Origin of the sequence: Pseudomonas sp. WS 5071 (assembly GCF_012985765.1) — a bacterium.
In the GTDB taxonomy this organism is placed as follows: Bacteria; Pseudomonadota; Gammaproteobacteria; order Pseudomonadales; family Pseudomonadaceae; genus Aquipseudomonas; species Aquipseudomonas lundensis_A.
Genome location: NZ_JAAQWY010000049.1, coordinates 1 through 15,764, shown reverse-complemented (window position 1 = coordinate 15,764; position 15,764 = coordinate 1). Strand labels below are relative to the sequence as shown.

Here is a 15,764-nt window from a genome sequence, read left to right as displayed (position 1 = left end):
AACACGGAGAACCGGTCGAAAAAGCTCTCCGTACATGATTTTTCGGTCACTTTTCGTCCAATGACGCTGTAGGTGCCTGGAAAATTGCAACTTGCCGCGGCTGCACGACAAGTTGATCGGAGCATCCCTAACTTAATTTATAACTCCCTAGTACGTAGGAAGTGTCATGTCCAGGCGTAGCCACTTCAGAAAAACAACGTTATCAACTAATTTTGCAGCGTGAGATTTACAGCACTGCAAAAATATTACCTTCTCATTCAATGATTTGACACAACTAAGCGGCAACGCTCCATGCTGTCTATACATCCAAGGCATCTACCACCGCGCAACGGTGACGCGGTGGCATTTATATAGACGTGATCTAGAGTTCAATTAACACATTAAAACAACTGCAACCCAAATCTTATTTATACCTCCATCACCCGCCTGTCAGAATACGCTAAGGCTAACTATGAACCCCAATACAGCAACAGAAAATACGGTTAAAAACCTCTCTTATGAAGAGATTATTTATCAAGCACAAAACGCACCTAAAGTACTAACCAGCGTTTCTGCAGCCGATCAGGATGACGTCAGTCGAGCGCCTGGACTTTTACTCACAAAAGAGGAAATCATCAGCATCAAACGGTATGAAGCGGCCGCCTTGGAATTACCGAGCACGCTTGAAGATGTACAGAACTATCTAAACTATGGTGACGTGAATGACGTTGGCCCTGGCCTTGAATACAAAAACTTCCTGGACCTGTTCACCCTTACACGTAACCATGCCTTGCAGTGGTCTCCGCTGTATGACGAGATGAAGCTCACTGGCACCAAGCTCAGGATCTTTGCTCATAGCATGAGTGTCTATGGCGATTCTATAACTCAGCTCTATGACGGCATTCTCTCTGTCAAAAAACTTGAAAAACTCCTTGAAGTCAATCAGGTCGAAACGCTCGCCCAGTTAAAAGAAATCGAGGTTAATTCAGGTGAGAAATTTCCCGATATAGAACTTGAAAAAGACACCAAAAAAAATCTGGGAAGCTATTTGTCCACGATATTCGACAAAGTCAAGAACAACCTGGAAGACACCCAGAACGTCCACAAAGAACTCACCGATTTCAGCGACACCTTACACAATCGCGTAGTACCCAAAATAAAAACGCAATTACAACTGGTCAGCAACAATTCGGTCCAGGCCGACATTGAAGTCCTTAAAAGCGCAATTGACGCACGCTCTTTGCTCATTGATGAAAAAAGCAAAGAGTACAAAGCACTGGTAGAAAAATCGATCAGCAATGCGCTGTCTTTTAACTTGCCAGGCCTTGTAATGGGCATCTATGTAGGCGTCGAGGCGGACGGGGTCAGGGTCGAACGCAACCGATTATCTGAAGCACAAAAACTCGACATTGAAAAACTGAGCAAAAAAGACAAAACCCTTGCCTCCCTCCATCATATGAAACGGTATTTGCAAAACCTTCAACTTGTTACCTTTGACGCCGATGTGGCAACACAAAACTTAAGGCATGTCTGGAATGTCATATATCAATATGTAAAGCAATCGCAAAGTTCAATAGACACCATTAACGACGCCTTAAGCCTGGGGCTGTTTATGGCCGAATTCAAACTCGTCATTGACCCATGGAGGCACATTGAAAAAACAGCTGACATCTTCATTACTGTTTTTAAAGAGGCGGAAGAGGAATACAAAAAAAATTATATTAACGACAACCAACACTAACCCCCAAGGAAATGTAACATGACCACGACTACTTACCCTTCCGTTGACCTCACACTCATGGCGCAGAGCATCAGGTTGATGAGCGACCACGCCAGCAGTGCCGACGCCCTCTTTACAACACTTAATTACCTGCCAGCACTGCATGATCAATTTCAGACGTTAACGCTCAATATGAACAAGAGCGGCCAGGCGCTGCGTGACACCGCCCTCTCGGCAAAGATGGGCCTCGAAAAAAACATTAAAGAATTGAGCTATTTCGAGGCATCGTTAACCGGTGCGCGCACTGCGCAGGAAACAGCTGATACAAACACTGCACTGGCTAATCTACCGGCCAGAGTAAAATCCACTCTGTACGCGTCGACAGACGTACTGTCCCGTCAACTATCAAGCCTGAAAACGCCTTCAGTGCTGAATATGACGCAGGGCTACCTCGAAGAGTCTGAAAAGGATCTCGCCGACGCTAAAGCTGCCCTGGGTCTATTGAGTGAGCAAGAAGTAAAACTTCAAGAGCAGCGACAAACCCTTACCGCTGCCATTGATGTGCTCTCCCAGGGCGGCATTGAAAAAATTGGCAAGGACATAACGTTAACGCTGGAGAACATCACGGCGCTAGGACTTTCTCCTACTAACATACAAGCCGTCATGTTCGCGATCGAACAATTGAAAAAAACCATCGAACATATCGGTGAAAGCATTCGGTTTTTAGATTTGCTGCAACAACGAGACAGGCTGGTCACTAAAATTACAGCTCAACAAAAACTCATCACGCTTAAAAATGAACACGTCGTCTGCTTCAACGGCCAGATAAAATTCATCACCACCATCCATGCCATGCTCCCGCCATTGCAAGCGTTTGTTGGCGAATACCAGCGCATTATCGAGGCCTTTAAATTATTTACAACGCGCATTGACCTGGACTTTCCCGCAGAAGCACAACAATTTATTGAGTTTTTAACCCCTCTTTCAAAGCCTTGGTAAGGTGCAGCTCATCGAGCTGCTACTTTATTCGCCTTGGCAATAATTTTATTAAACGACTGTAGCTTTGCTCTGTGCCTGACGCCATAGCGAAGGGCAGTCGTTCTGCTGTTAGTGGCCGCCTAATGAATGACATATTAATCGAGGCGCACACCTGTGCTGCTTTAAAAGGTTACTTGTATTTTCTGAGCGAGTTCCCCGCTATTTCAGAGAAGATTCAAGTACGCTCAGATGCATACCAAAAAAAGGGCCATGAATTACGTTCTCCTCCTGATATGCCCGTACTGGCACGCACCGCATCGTCGAGTGAAAGTAATTGGCGAGCCATCCTCACATTGTTACCCGTACTGGGTAATATGGGCAGTCGACTATTCCGGCAACTACGGGATTTTGTGCAGACATTCGACCGCGAAGTGCACGCGCTCTCGAGTGCCGCAGAGAGCGCCTTGATCAAAGATCTTAATGCGCAACACTTCACACCTGTTTTATCAGGCACGCAAGAGCGCCTTGACCATACCGACATTGCGCACCTGCTGAAAAACCTGAGTTCACTGATTGAAGAATGTACCTTCACAGGCGTCACACTTGAGCAAATCGTTGAGGAAGACTCAAACCTCACCCACTCTTTTCTTACCCACTTCATTGATGCATTACGAACCGCTATCTGCGCCTGCCACCCCTGCGTGTCGAAGTTCGAAATCTACTATTACGACGGCTTGTTCAGCTCCGAGATGATCGACAATCACCTGGCCCTGTATTGCCTGCCCGATGTCTGTACCAAACCCCACGACATTTATTTAAAAGCACTGCGCGAATTGCATGTGAACGCTCGCTTGGCAGGAAGCAGCCTGGGGTTTTTGTGCTCGCGCATGTTACTTTTCCTGAAGGATATTAACGGTGAAATAATATCCCTCCTCCCTGAAACACCTGTGCGACTGGCATGCACCACATTAAAACATATCGATTATTTGCTCACAGATTTGAACAAGGTCAGTGACGCATTAATTTCACTCTCTTCAATATTAAATCCGTCGACGTCCATTACAAGCCCTACCAAAAAAACATGATCTTGAGAAGCGCTCATCACGCATCACCGCTCCCCTCTCCCACGTATTGATCGTGATGACCAATGCTGCATTGCAAACCTTTCAATGCGTTTTTAGCGTCTTCGCTGCTGTCCACTCTGGGATTGGGTAGGCATTTAATGCTGATCGTAATGCCCAAGCCCATCCTTGGCTCCCATGCTCACGCCTCCACAGCCAACCTACCGATCAATGCGAATGGGGGTCGTCAATAACCGGCAACGGGATGATCTGTGCAGCGCCATGCCGCACGCCACGCTCAGCCATCACCTGACGCGCCAGCGTTGTGACCTCTTTGGCTGAACCCTTGAGCACCGACACTTCCATGCACCGGCCCTGATCGAGGTGCACGTGCAGCGTCGACAGCGTCAAGTCGTGATGTTCATGGAAAACCGTGTTGAGCCGTTTAGGCAGCTCACGGGTGCCGTGGTCATACACATAGCTCAGGGTGGCAACGCAGCTGGCGTCGGGATGTGTGGCTTCGGGCTCCAGCAACCCGGCGCGCAACAAATCGCGAATCGCCTCGGATCGTCCTTGATAGCCATGGGTGGCGACGCGCTCATCAATGACGGCTAACAAGGCGTCGTCCAGAGAGATGGTGACTCTTTGCATGGATCTTGCCTCGCGTTTATGAACTTTTCACATAGACTTCATACCCGTTGCATGAAACCTAAAGTGCCATCATTAGAGGGAGCGCCAGTTTGAAGCAGCCGTCGATGAAAAAGAAGCTTGGCTTGTGGCTTATCAGCTGTTGCCTGTGCAGCGGTATCACCCCCACTCATGCCACGGACAATACTCCGACGCTTACCTACTCCTGGCCTGCCAATGCTGGGCCCCTTGACCCTCGGGGTTACTCACCCAATCAGATGTATGCCCAGGCCATGGTCTATGAACCGTTGGTACGTTATACCCGGTCCGGGCAACTGGAACCCTGGCTCGCGACAGGCTGGAACGTGTCTGCCGACGGTAAGGTCTACACCTTCACCCTGCGCGAAGGTGTGACGTTCAGTGACGGCACCCCGTTCAACGCCGCAGCCGCCAAAGCCAACTTTGACGCGGTACTGGCCAATGCCAAACGCCATCAATGGATGGAACTGGTAAGTACTATAGACAGGGTTGAAGCACCGGACGCGCACACCCTGGTGCTGGTGCTCAAGCACCCCTACTACCCGACCCTGATGGAACTGGCGCAGGTGCGTCCGCTGCGTTTTGGTGCGCCGCACGCCCAAAAAGGTGCGCCCGTGGGTACCGGCCCCTGGACGCTGGTAGAAACCCGGCGCGGGGAATTCGACCGGTTTGCGCGCAACGATCAATACTGGGGCGAGAAACCCGCGTATGGCTCGGTGTTGGTGAAAGTCATCTCAGACCCTGACAGCCGCGCCATCGCCTTGCAAACGGGTGAAATCGACCTGATTCAGGGCGCCGACGGCGAGATTTCTTCCGGCACGTTCGTGCGCTTGCGCGACGCGGGCTTCAAGACTGCACTCTCGGCCCCCCTGGCAACCCGGCTGGTGGCGATGAACACTGCCCGCGTGCCGACCAACGATCTGGCGGTGCGCCAAGCAATCAATCAGGCCGTGGACAAAGACACCCTGATCGCCAAGGTGCTGTATGGCCTGGAGCCGCGCGCCGATGCGCTGTTTTCCAATAACCTGCCTTACACCGACCTCGGGCTCAAAGCACTGACCTTCGATCCGCAGAAGGCTCGCGAACGTTTGCAAGCGGCCGGCTGGACGCTGCCTGCTGGTAAATCGGTGCGGGAAAAGGACGGCCAACCGCTGAGCGTTGAGTTGGTGTTTCTGGGCACCAGCGCGCTGCAAAAAAGTCTGGCCGAGATCATTCAGGGAGAACTGGCCAAAGTCGGCATGCAGGTGCAATTGCGTGCGGAAGAAGACGGCGCGTTGGTGCAGCGTCAGCGTGAAGGACGTTTTGGCATGATCTTCGCGGACACGTGGGGCGCACCGTATGACCCGCATTCTTTTGTCAGCTCGATGCGCTATGCCGGTCACGCCGATTACATGGCCCAGCGCGGCCTGCCGATGAAAGACGCCATCGACCGCAAGATCACCCAGGTACTGGGCGAAACCCGCGAGAAACAACGGGCCGAGGGTTACCGCGAGATCCTCACCACCCTGCAGGATCAGGCAGTGTATTTGCCAATTTCCTACCTCACGGCCATCAGTGTCAGCCGCAATAGCGTCGACAATGTGCAGTTTGGCAGCACGCTGTTTGATGTGCCGTTCGACGTCATGCGCCCAGCCAGCGGGAAGCCTTAATCATGCTGCGATATATCGCTTTGCGTCTGATCCTACTGATCCCGGTGCTACTTGGGGTGTCGCTGATCGTGTTCATCTTGCTGCATTTGGGTAACGGCGACCCGGCGCTGGATTACCTGCGCCTGTCGCAAATTCCACCCACAGATGCAGAACTGACCGAAGCACGTCAGGCGCTGGGGCTGGATCGCCCATTACCGGAGCAATACCTGACGTGGATCTGGAACGCCCTGCACCTGGACTTCGGGATTTCCTACATTACCGGCCGCCCCGTGCTGGATGACTTGCTCTATTACCTGCCTGCCACTCTGCAACTGGGCGGCCTTGCGCTGCTGGCCACCCTGGCATTCAGCATCCCGCTGGGCCTGATCGCTGCCCGCTGGCAAGGTAAATGGCCGGATCAGGTGGTGCGGGTTGTGACCTTTATCGGGGTATCGATGCCCAACTTCTGGCTGGCTTTTTTGCTGATCGCTTTGCTGTCGCTGTGGCTCGGCTGGCTGCCGCCGATGGGACGGGGTGACGCTGCGCACCTGATCATGCCGGTATTGGCAATCGCGCTGATGTCGATGTCGATCAACGCCCGCCTGCTGCGGGCCAGCTTGCTGGACGTGCGTCAGCACCGCCACGTGTTTTATGCCCGAGCCCGTGGCCTGAATGAACGCCGCGTGTGGCGCGACCATATCCTGCGCAACGCCTGGATGCCGCTGGTGACCGCCACCGGTATGCACATCGGGGAATTGCTCGGCGGCGCGCTGGTGATCGAAACCATCTTTGCCTGGCCCGGCGTGGGGCGCTTTGCCGTGAGTGCTGTACTCAACCGCGACTTCCCGGTGATGCAGTGCTTCACCCTGCTGCTCACCACGTTGTTGGTGCTGTGCAATCTGGTGGTCGACATCTGTTATGCGTGGCTCGACCCGCGCACACGCTTATCGGGGGTGATGGCATGACGGCGATAGCGGTAACAACAGTGCCCCGCACCAGACGCGGACTGCACGTAGGGCTCACATTGGTCGCGCTGCTGTTGGTCATGGCGCTGTTCGGCCCCTGGCTGACGCCGTATGACCCGACGCTGGTCAATCTCGACGACCGCCTGCTGCCTGCCAGTGCAGCCCACTGGCTGGGCACCGATCACCTGGGCCGTGATGTGCTGTCGCGATTGATCGTCGGCACTCAGCTGTCATTGGGCAGCGTGGTGTTGACCCTCGGGCTGGTCTTGATACTCGGGGTGGTAATAGGCGGCATCGCAGGCGTGGTCGGGGGCAAGCTGGACATGTTCCTTATGCGCGTGTGCGACATGTTCCTGACCTTTCCGACACTGGTGTTGGCGTTCTTTTTGATCGCCTTGCTCGGCACCGGGCTGACCAACGTCATCATCGCTATCGCCCTCTCGCACTGGGCGTGGTACGCGCGGATGGTGCGCGGCATGGTGATCGCCCAGCGCAATCGCGATTACGTACTGGCCTCGCGCCTGGCTGGGGCCTCGCGCCTGACCCGCTTACGCCAGCACATCATGCCCAACGTGGTCGGGCAATTGCTGGTGCTGGCCTCGATGGACATCGGGCACATGATGCTGCACGTCTCCGGGTTGTCGTTTCTGGGCCTGGGTGTGAGCCCGCCGACGCCTGAGTGGGGCGTCATGATCAACGATTCCAAGGAGTTCATCTGGACTCATCCGCAATTGCTGCTGTGGCCGGGGCTGATGATTTTCCTCGCGGTCATGGCCTTCAACCTGTTGGGCGATGCCTTGCGCGATCGCCTCGACCCCAGCGTTCTGGCGGAGATCAAGGAATGAAGGACACATTGACGCTACAGGGGCTGACCCTCAGCCATCAGCAGCGCACGCTGGTGGACCGGGTCGACCTGACCCTCAGGGCGGGCAGCATTCATGGGTTGGTGGGCGGCAGCGGATCGGGCAAGTCGCTGACCTGTGCCGGCATCCTCGACCTGCTGCCCCCCGGCGTGCACCGCACTGGCGCAACGCTGCACCTTGACGGACACCCGGTGCAACCGCACCAACTGCGCGGACGGGCTGTGGCGCTGGTGCTTCAGAACCCGCGCAGTGCGTTCAACCCGGTACGTTCGTTGCGCCAGCATGCGCTGGAAACCCTTGAAGCGCGGGACGTGCACGGTAAACCGGCGCACGACCTGATCCTTGACACGCTGCACGAGGTGGGGCTTAAGGAGGCGGATCGCGTGCTGGATTCGTTTGCTTTCCAGCTCAGCGGCGGCATGTTGCAGCGCATGATGATTGCCCTGGCGCTCTTGGCCGACAGCCGTTTCCTGCTGGCCGACGAACCCACCAGCGATCTGGATGTGGTGGCACAAGCGCGCTTTCTCGACCTGTTGGAACGGCTGGTGCTGAACCACAACCTTGGCGTGTTGCTGGTGACCCATGACATGGGCGTGGTGGCGCGCAGTTGCGAGCAGGTCAGCGTGATGGCAGAGGGCCGAATCGTTGAACACGTCGATGTGCACACATTGTTTGAATCCCCCCACAGCCCCGAGGCGCGCACCTTATTGGCCGCGCATCGCACCTTGACCCGGGAGGCCTACGCGCCATGAGTTTTCTACAGGTAGAAGGCATCCGCCACGGTTACACAGCAGGCGGCATGTTCAGTAAACGGCACCGGGTGGAGGTGCTGCAGGGGCTGAACCTGGAACTGATTGAAGGTCAAAACCTCGGCCTGCTGGGCAGTAGCGGCAGTGGCAAGAGCACCCTTGCCCGCTTGTTGATGGGGCTGGAGATGCCAGAACAGGGCCGCATCATCTTTCGCGGGGAACCGCTCCAAGGCCCTGACAAGCCATTCCTGCAACAGCTACAAATGGTCTTTCAGGACGCCCTGACTGCCTTCAACCCCCAGCGCAGCATCGGCTGGAGCATCGCCGAGCCTTTGCGGCATCTGGCGCAAATGAGTGAACAGGCGTGCAAAAACCGGGTGGACGCGTTGTTGCTTCAGGTCAAGTTGCTGCCTGCGGACGGCGACAAACTCCCCGTCCAACTCAGTGGTGGCCAATTACAGCGCGCCGGCATCGCACGGGCCCTGTCAGTGGCGCCTAAATTGATCATCCTGGACGAGGCCCTGTCCAATCTCGACCGAGTGCTGCAGGTGCAAATTCTCGAACTGCTGACTGACATTCGCCGTGAGTCGGGGACGGGGTTCCTGCTGATTACCCATGACTTGAGCCTGGTCAAACACTTCTGCCAACGCGTGGTGGTCTTGGCCGAAGGCACGCTGGTGGAGGACCGCGAGGTCACACCGCACCTGTACTTTGAGCACCCGGCGGCCTATGTGTTGCAGGACGCCGTCTTGCCCGCCCGACCAAAAGCACGGCGGGCATCGCTCAACCCTGTCGATTCGCCCCTCGCCCGCAGGACCGAGGCAGGCGAGCGTCAGGCTTGAGCCGCAACAGCCTCCGGCGCAGATGCGTCAGAGGCTGGCACATTTATTCGGCAGGCGGGTTTTGCCCTGCCGAACGGCTGATGCGGTACATGCTCACGCAATAAATGGCCAGGGCCACACCGGCCAAGCCGCCACCGGTGACACCAATGTATGAGAAGCCCGCGTGTACACCCACCCAACTACCCAGCAGGGCGCCACCGCCAATGCCGATGTTGTAGATGCCGGAAAACATGGCCATGGCTACGTCTGTGGCGTCCGGCGCCAGCGACAATACCCGCGACTGCAGTGCCAGGCCGAAACACATGATGGCCATGCCCCAAAACAGGCTGAGGGTTGCCAAATACGACTCTTTTCCACTCAACGGCAGCAGCAGCGCCAGACACACCGCGAGCACCGAGACCGCCACGATCAGAAAGCGCTGCGGGCTATGGCGATGCAGCACGCTGAATAGCAGCGAACCGATGATCCCTGCGCCACCAAACAACAGCAGGATGAGGGTCACCACATTCCCACTCATCCCGGCAACGGTCTGAATAAACGGCTCAATGTAGCTATAAGCGGTGAACTGCGCCGTGACCACCAGCGCAGTCAGGATGTACACCGCCACCAAGGCCGGACGTTTGAACAACACCGGTAAGCTGCGCAGCGAACCCGAGTTCTGGCTGGGCAGCAACGGCAGGCTACGGGCCAGCCAAAACACCAGGGCCAGCGCCAGGCCCGCAATTACCAGAAATGTCGTGCGCCAGCCCATCGCCTCGCCCAGCAGCCGGCCAAGGGGAATCCCCAATACCATCGCCAGCGACGTCCCGGTGGCCAGCAACCCCAGCGCCTGCACTTGCTTGCCTTCTGGCGCCAGCCGCACCGCCAGTGACGCTGTAATCGACCAAAACAGGGCATGGGACAACGCTACCCCGATACGGCTGAGTAACAGGATGCCAAAGTTGGCTGCCAGGCTGGACAGCACGTGGCTGGCGATGAACATGCCGAACAGGATCAGCAGCAGTTTGCGGCGCTCGACGTTGCGCGTCAGCAACATGATGGGCAGTGAGGTCAGTGACACCACCCAGGCATAAATCGTGAGCATCAACCCGACGCTGGCGGTGGTCATGTCGAAACTGGCGCCAATGGCGCTCAGTAGCCCTACCGGCACGAACTCGGTGGTATTGAACACAAACGCGGCGAGCGCCAGGGCGATGACCGGTTGCCAATTGGCAGAGGATGAAACGTTGGGAGTGCTCATTTAAAGAATGTATTACTCGCTATCGATGATCGAACAGGTCCTTGGGGCGACCTCCCTGGCACACACGTCCTGCATTCACAACACGTGCCAGGTGACTGGGTTGACGGCCCGAGGCAAAACAGTGCGGCATTCTATAGGCTTCTCAAAACGCCGTTCGTGCCCATTGATGTTAGCAGCGAGGCATTTTGTCACACGCAAGAGACCTCGGCGGTGGGTAAGTGACGTTATCACCCACTGCGGATGGGGCTCAGTAAGTGCCTGAGTCGGCGGGTCAGAGGTGCTACCCTGCGCGCCTCAAAGATCTGGCCATCAGCCAGGCACCTATCGACCTGTGCAAATACGCGCATGCTGGCGAAAACGGCAACGTTGCTCGCGAGCCTGTGGGTGGGTGCAAGGCCGGGACGTTCAGGAGTTTTCATGGGTAAGCCTTTGCCGCGTTTTGCGTTCAATACCTTGAGTTTCAGCCTGCTGGTTGCCAGCGCTTTTCAAACGGTGCATGCCAGCGAAACCGAGCTGCCTGCCATTTCAGTGACGGGCGAAGACAGCGTCGGGTATCAGGCGCAAACCGCATCAGTGGGCGGATTTGAGGCGGCGCCCTTGCTGGACACCCCGGCGGCTGTTTCTGTGTTCACTGAAGCGCTGATCCAGGATCAGCAAGCGCGCTTGCTCAGCGATGTGTTGAAAAATGATGCGTCAGTGGGCGAAAGCTACGCCCCTGTCGGCTATTACCAGAACTTCGTGGTGCGCGGTTTCTCGTTGAACGCGGCCAGCAGTTACAAGATCAATGGGCGCACCATCACCGGCGAGCAAAACGTCGGCCTCGAAAACAAGCAGCAAGTGGAGTTGCTCAAAGGCCTGTCCGGCCTGCAAAGCGGTGTGTCGGAACCCGGCGGGCTGGTCAACTACGTGACCAAGCGTGCCGCCGATGTGCGTTCGGTGACGGTGTCCACCGACGACCGGGGCAGCGGCTACATTGCCACCGATGTCGGCGGCTGGTTCGGCAGTGAGCAACAGTTCGGCCTGCGGGCCAATGTGGCCCATGAAGACATCCATTCTTACGTTGAACACGCCAACGGCCAGCGCGACTTTGTGTCTTTGGCGTTCGACTGGAACATCAACCCCGATATGCTGCTGCAACTGGATGCCGAGTACCAAACCACAGAACAACGTTCGGTGCCCGGCTACCAGCTCTTAGGCGGTACAGAACTGCCGCGCCATGCCTCGCCGAAAAAACTGCTTGGCCACCAAAGCGGCTCAAAACCCGTGACCATCGACTCGCTGAACCTCAACGGCAACCTTGAGTACCGCTTCAGCGATAACTGGAAAACCACGTTCAGTGCGTCGCGCAGCAACGTCGTCATTGACGACTACAGCGCCTTTGCCTGGGGCGGTTGTACGCAGGGTGACGCCTGCTCGCAAGGCAACTATTTCAGCCCTGAAGGCGGTTACGGCATTTACGACTTCCGCAGCCCCGACGACACCCGGCGCAATGACGAGGTGCAAGCCACCCTGAGCGGTGCCTTCAACACCGGGGCGTTAGGCCATGAGCTGACACTGGGCAGCAGCGCGTTTCGTCGTGTGGTCAATAACCGAGAGTCGATCATGGCGTGGATCGGCAGCGGCAACATTGATGCCGAACCCGAGCAATTCCCCCGCTACACCGGCGCCCTGAACGACAGCCAGCGCCGCCTCGACAGCCGCCAGTACGGGGTGTTTTTCAATGACCGCATCCGTTTCAATGAGCAGTGGCAGACCGTGCTGGGCGGGCGCGAGGTGCGTCTGGACGAAAAATCCTTCGACAGCAGCGGCGTTACCTCCCGCCACACACGGCGTTATGAATTCTTGCCGCAGGCCGCACTGATCTACAAACCGCTGCAAAACCTGTCGCTGTACACCCGCTACAGCAAAGGCTTGTCGCTGGGCGGCACGGCGCCGTGGTTTACCAGCAATGCCTACGACATCTTGCCGCCCAGCGTTTCACGGCAGATTGAGGCCGGGATCAAATACGACTGGCAACGCCTGAGCCTCAGCGCGACGCTGTTCCAGCTGCGCCAGGCGTACCAGTATTCCCAGCCTGACGGCGCCGGGCATTTCACCTTCGTGCAACAGGGCGAGCAGAAAAACACCGGGCTGGAACTGGCAGCCAATGGCTGGGTAACTCAACGTCTGCAGGTATCCGCAAGTGTTGCGGCGATCCGTGCCCGGGTTTCGGGCAGCGGCACGCCGGACTACGAAGGGCACCAGACCATTAATGTCCCGACCCTACGCGCCAGCCTGTATGGCGACTACGCCCTGCCGTGGGTCGACGGCCTGGCGTTGCTGGGCGGCGTGCAATACAGCGGGAAAAAATACGCCAACCAGCAGGGTAATGTTGACGCTGCCAGCTACGCCGTGTTCAACCTCGGCAGCCGCTACAGCACGCGTATCGAGGGGTATGACACGGTGGTGCGCCTGACCGTCGACAACCTGTTCGACAAACGTTACTGGCGCGATGTTGGGGATTACATGGGCGACAACTACGTGTTCCAGGGCGCGCCCTTGACGGCCCGTTTGAGTGCCACGGTCAATTTCTGAGGCGCAGTTGCACATCACCCGATAACTACCTGTGCACGGAGGCAGGCCGGTGTGCACACCGGCCTGCCCGGTAGTCAGCAAAAGATACCTGTAAACACTTAACTACCGCTTGCCCCACGCCAAAACCTCTTACGTTGAGATTTTGAAGCTCAACGGCAAGGGGCCACCTGTGAACCATCAAACCTTACCCATCATTGAACGCATAAGCGTTTATGAACTCGCCGACGCGGTCGGCTTCGTTTATGTGGAGCGCAACCCGCCCGTGGCAGCCGAGCTGGCCATGGACCTGCTCAGCTATTTGCTGCAAAAGCTCGAAAGCCCCACGCTCACACCCGAGCACTGCGCTGACCGGCTGTTTCTGCTGACGTTTTGTACGCAAGTCGCCGTCAAGGAAGCAGTGGCCAGGTTGCTGGCCGTCCCGGCCAACACCGTAAAACACCCTGACGTCGGCGCGCTGCTGCTTAAACTTGCCAATTTGATCTGGGCGGCCAACGCCGGAGACACCCACTATCCCGGCACACGCCCCGAACCGGCATTACGAACACAATTCAAGAACGGGATCATTACCCGGTTGTCGGCACTGCCCCACCCCCATCCTGCAACCCACACCTTCATTGCCAACATTCTGGACAGGCATTGCACCCGCACGACCCAGAAACTGGCGATCGATTCGCTGACGACGTACAACCCCCTGCCTGGGTTGCTGGCAGCGCAGCCCAGCCTGCTTGATTGCGTACGAGCCGAGCTGGGCGCCGCCTTTCCTGCACTGCCGGCAGGCTTTCTGCTACCTGACCTGCAAAGCGTGGTATTTACTGACCACGTCAACCCGACGCTGCCCGTTCGAACACTGGCAACATTGATTGAGGGTTCCCAGGCGAGCCCCACGGATACAGCCACCGGTGCCCATCCCACTCACATCCGGTTCAGGTCATCGGACGCCACAAAGGCCGAGTCAGAGATCGCCGTTAGCCCGCAGCAATACAATCACTTCATGCAGCGACTCAAACAACTGAGTACTGCCTATGTCGAAACGCTGAACACTTACTGGGCTCGTCCCTGCGCTGACAATGACGTCCCCGCCTGCTCAAATGAGGACGCATTCGTTCAAGCGCTGAAGGGGCAACTGGAAACCGAAATCCGGTTGTTGTCCGCAGACGGCTCCCTTTCGCCCGTCGGTGCTGCCTTGATACGTCAGGTGATTGATCATCCGGTCGCCGCCGACCGCGCAGCGCGGCCTGATTCTGCCCTCGTCAAAGTGGTGCGTCTGGCTATCCAGAACGTCAGTACTCAAGCGCCTCGCCTGCTGTATTCAGTCCTGGCTTTCATACAAGACACACCGGGCACTGTGTCGACAAAGGCCATTGTGTATTCGCTGCACAAGGGCCTTGAGGAATTTGACACCCCACAGGCCCTTAAAGATGAGATGAATCGCCGCTTCAACAACCGCGATGAACTTCGCGCCTGGCTACCCTGTGTGGACGTCCACGATTACGCTGAAACGGCATTCTTCAGCGAAGACAGCCCTAAAAAACTCAGGACACAGACCCTGACCGGCGATGCCTTCAAAGAATGGGCGGCTGACCAACGGCAAAAACACGGCAACGACATTCACTATTTCTTCAAACACGCGACAGTGCTTGGTTTGTTCAGGTCACCGCAAGCGTTGATTCAAAAGCTGGATGACGCCATACAGCGCAGATCCTACCTGCCGGTACACAACGTGGTGGCAGCTCGAACCGCCAAGCTGCTCGACCGTGTGACACCCGAAGAGATCGCGCGGGCTTTTAACATTCAGCAACATCCGGACCACCCGTTACCTGTCAGCGCCCAGGTGCCAATCATTGATCTGTCGGCGGTATTTACCGCCCCGGCCCGCATAAAGGCATTGACCCGCGATACCGAGTTTCGCGCGCTGAGCCTTGAAGTGTTCGCCTCGCCCACTGCCCAGGCGGTCCTGCGCGGGGTGATGAACGAACTGAGTGACTATATTCCTCATGCCCTGACCGTGAGCGGGCAATCCGCATTGACACTGACCCATAAATGCACCCGCCACGGTCGTTCGGTGCCGAGCATCAATAGCCGCCATTACAGGATTTTTTTTGCCGCCCAGCAGTCGATTCGTAGTGCTCGATTTTTTTCCCTTGAATACCACTTCTTCACGGCCAGCCTGCTGTTGTCAGACGCCAAAACACTTTCCGCACACAGCCCTGAAGTCATTGTTCAACCTCACGACATTGACAAGGCACGGCAGGTTTCAACGGCGTTGTCGTCAACCCTGCATGGCTTGATCGGTGGCGGCCTTAACGTGCCTGACCTTGCGGCGCTGGCCAGTGTGCTTGAGGTCGATACGCTTTTCCCCGCCCCCTCTATAGTGTATGGACCGGGGACATAGCGAACACAATGTTCGGAGACATCGCGAACACTTTTAATAGGACACATTGACCCCTTAGGAGGTGTGATGTGTCCTGGAAAGAGGTGTCCGCCATGGATCTTCGTCTC

General features: G+C 56.5%; 12 protein-coding genes. 10 read left to right on the top strand and 2 right to left on the bottom strand.

The genetic code is table 11. From position 1 onward, the window contains the following. Positions 1–451: 451 nt before the first annotated feature. The 3 genes from HBN61_RS21440 to HBN61_RS21430 all read left to right on the top strand — a co-directional run bounded on the left by HBN61_RS21440 (position 452) and on the right by HBN61_RS21430 (position 3,762). Positions 452–1,720, top strand: a complete 1,269-nt coding sequence (locus HBN61_RS21440) for an alpha-xenorhabdolysin family binary toxin subunit A (protein WP_094994365.1) — start codon at positions 452–454, stop codon at positions 1,718–1,720. 18 nt (positions 1,721–1,738) lie between these two features. Further along, the gene (locus tag HBN61_RS21435) at positions 1,739–2,698 is read left to right on the top strand and encodes an alpha-xenorhabdolysin family binary toxin subunit B (RefSeq protein WP_170047863.1); all 960 of its coding nucleotides are present in this window, start codon (positions 1,739–1,741) and stop codon (positions 2,696–2,698) included. Positions 2,699–2,820: 122 nt separating this feature from the next. Further along, positions 2,821–3,762 (top strand): hypothetical protein, encoded by a 942-nt coding sequence (locus HBN61_RS21430; protein ID WP_170047862.1) that lies wholly within the window; start codon positions 2,821–2,823, stop codon positions 3,760–3,762. A gap of 204 nt (positions 3,763–3,966) precedes the next feature. Here the strand turns inward: HBN61_RS21430 and nikR are convergent, their stop codons facing one another. Then, on the bottom strand, positions 3,967–4,389 hold the full coding sequence (gene nikR, locus HBN61_RS21425; RefSeq protein ID WP_094994368.1) for a nickel-responsive transcriptional regulator NikR: 423 nt from the start codon (positions 4,387–4,389) through the stop codon (positions 3,967–3,969). 89 nt (positions 4,390–4,478) lie between these two features. On the opposite strand from nikR, the gene nikA reads away from it, so the two are divergent. Genes nikA through HBN61_RS21400 form a run of 5 tightly spaced genes read left to right on the top strand, consistent with a single transcriptional unit; the run spans position 4,479 to position 9,451 of the window. Beyond that, positions 4,479–6,053 (top strand): nickel ABC transporter substrate-binding protein, encoded by a 1,575-nt coding sequence (nikA, locus tag HBN61_RS21420; RefSeq protein ID WP_169962656.1) that lies wholly within the window; start codon positions 4,479–4,481, stop codon positions 6,051–6,053. 2 nt (positions 6,054–6,055) lie between these two features. Continuing rightward, complete coding sequence (gene nikB, locus HBN61_RS21415) at positions 6,056–6,997, top strand: nickel ABC transporter permease subunit NikB (protein ID WP_170047861.1); 942 nt, start codon at positions 6,056–6,058, stop codon at positions 6,995–6,997. A 20-nt stretch (positions 6,998–7,017) separates the two neighbouring features. Further along, positions 7,018–7,842, top strand: a complete 825-nt coding sequence (gene nikC, locus HBN61_RS21410; RefSeq protein ID WP_249275379.1) for a nickel ABC transporter permease subunit NikC — start codon at positions 7,018–7,020, stop codon at positions 7,840–7,842. Next, positions 7,839–8,612 (top strand): ATP-binding cassette domain-containing protein, encoded by a 774-nt coding sequence (locus tag HBN61_RS21405; protein ID WP_094994371.1) that lies wholly within the window; start codon positions 7,839–7,841, stop codon positions 8,610–8,612. Before nikC ends, HBN61_RS21405 begins: the two co-directional genes overlap by 4 nt. Further along, positions 8,609–9,451 carry an ATP-binding cassette domain-containing protein gene (locus HBN61_RS21400; RefSeq protein ID WP_170047859.1) on the top strand — a complete coding sequence of 281 codons (843 nt, stop codon included), beginning with the start codon at positions 8,609–8,611 and terminating at the stop codon, positions 9,449–9,451. The genes HBN61_RS21405 and HBN61_RS21400 overlap by 4 nt, the downstream gene beginning before the upstream one ends. A gap of 43 nt (positions 9,452–9,494) precedes the next feature. Here the strand turns inward: HBN61_RS21400 and HBN61_RS21395 are convergent, their stop codons facing one another. After that, on the bottom strand, positions 9,495–10,691 hold the full coding sequence (locus tag HBN61_RS21395) for a sugar transporter (protein WP_094994373.1): 1,197 nt from the start codon (positions 10,689–10,691) through the stop codon (positions 9,495–9,497). A 417-nt stretch (positions 10,692–11,108) separates the two neighbouring features. On the opposite strand from HBN61_RS21395, the gene HBN61_RS21390 reads away from it, so the two are divergent. Together HBN61_RS21390 and HBN61_RS21385 are read left to right on the top strand one after the other, a co-directional pair. Further along, positions 11,109–13,265 carry a TonB-dependent siderophore receptor gene (locus tag HBN61_RS21390; RefSeq protein WP_170047858.1) on the top strand — a complete coding sequence of 719 codons (2,157 nt, stop codon included), beginning with the start codon at positions 11,109–11,111 and terminating at the stop codon, positions 13,263–13,265. 169 nt (positions 13,266–13,434) lie between these two features. Next, positions 13,435–15,657 carry a dermonecrotic toxin domain-containing protein gene (locus HBN61_RS21385; protein WP_170047857.1) on the top strand — a complete coding sequence of 741 codons (2,223 nt, stop codon included), beginning with the start codon at positions 13,435–13,437 and terminating at the stop codon, positions 15,655–15,657. Positions 15,658–15,764: the final 107 nt, after the last annotated feature.

Coding starts and splice junctions, on each gene's coding strand:
- HBN61_RS21440 (WP_094994365.1), top strand. CDS start 452: ATGAACCCCAATACAGCAACAGAAAATACGGTTAAAAACCTCTCTTAT.
- HBN61_RS21435 (WP_170047863.1), top strand. CDS start 1,739: ATGACCACGACTACTTACCCTTCCGTTGACCTCACACTCATGGCGCAG.
- HBN61_RS21430 (WP_170047862.1), top strand. CDS start 2,821: ATGAATGACATATTAATCGAGGCGCACACCTGTGCTGCTTTAAAAGGT.
- nikR (WP_094994368.1), bottom strand. CDS start 4,389: ATGCAAAGAGTCACCATCTCTCTGGACGACGCCTTGTTAGCCGTCATT.
- nikB (WP_170047861.1), top strand. CDS start 6,056: ATGCTGCGATATATCGCTTTGCGTCTGATCCTACTGATCCCGGTGCTA.
- HBN61_RS21405 (WP_094994371.1), top strand. CDS start 7,839: ATGAAGGACACATTGACGCTACAGGGGCTGACCCTCAGCCATCAGCAG.
- HBN61_RS21400 (WP_170047859.1), top strand. CDS start 8,609: ATGAGTTTTCTACAGGTAGAAGGCATCCGCCACGGTTACACAGCAGGC.
- HBN61_RS21395 (WP_094994373.1), bottom strand. CDS start 10,691: ATGAGCACTCCCAACGTTTCATCCTCTGCCAATTGGCAACCGGTCATC.
- HBN61_RS21390 (WP_170047858.1), top strand. CDS start 11,109: ATGGGTAAGCCTTTGCCGCGTTTTGCGTTCAATACCTTGAGTTTCAGC.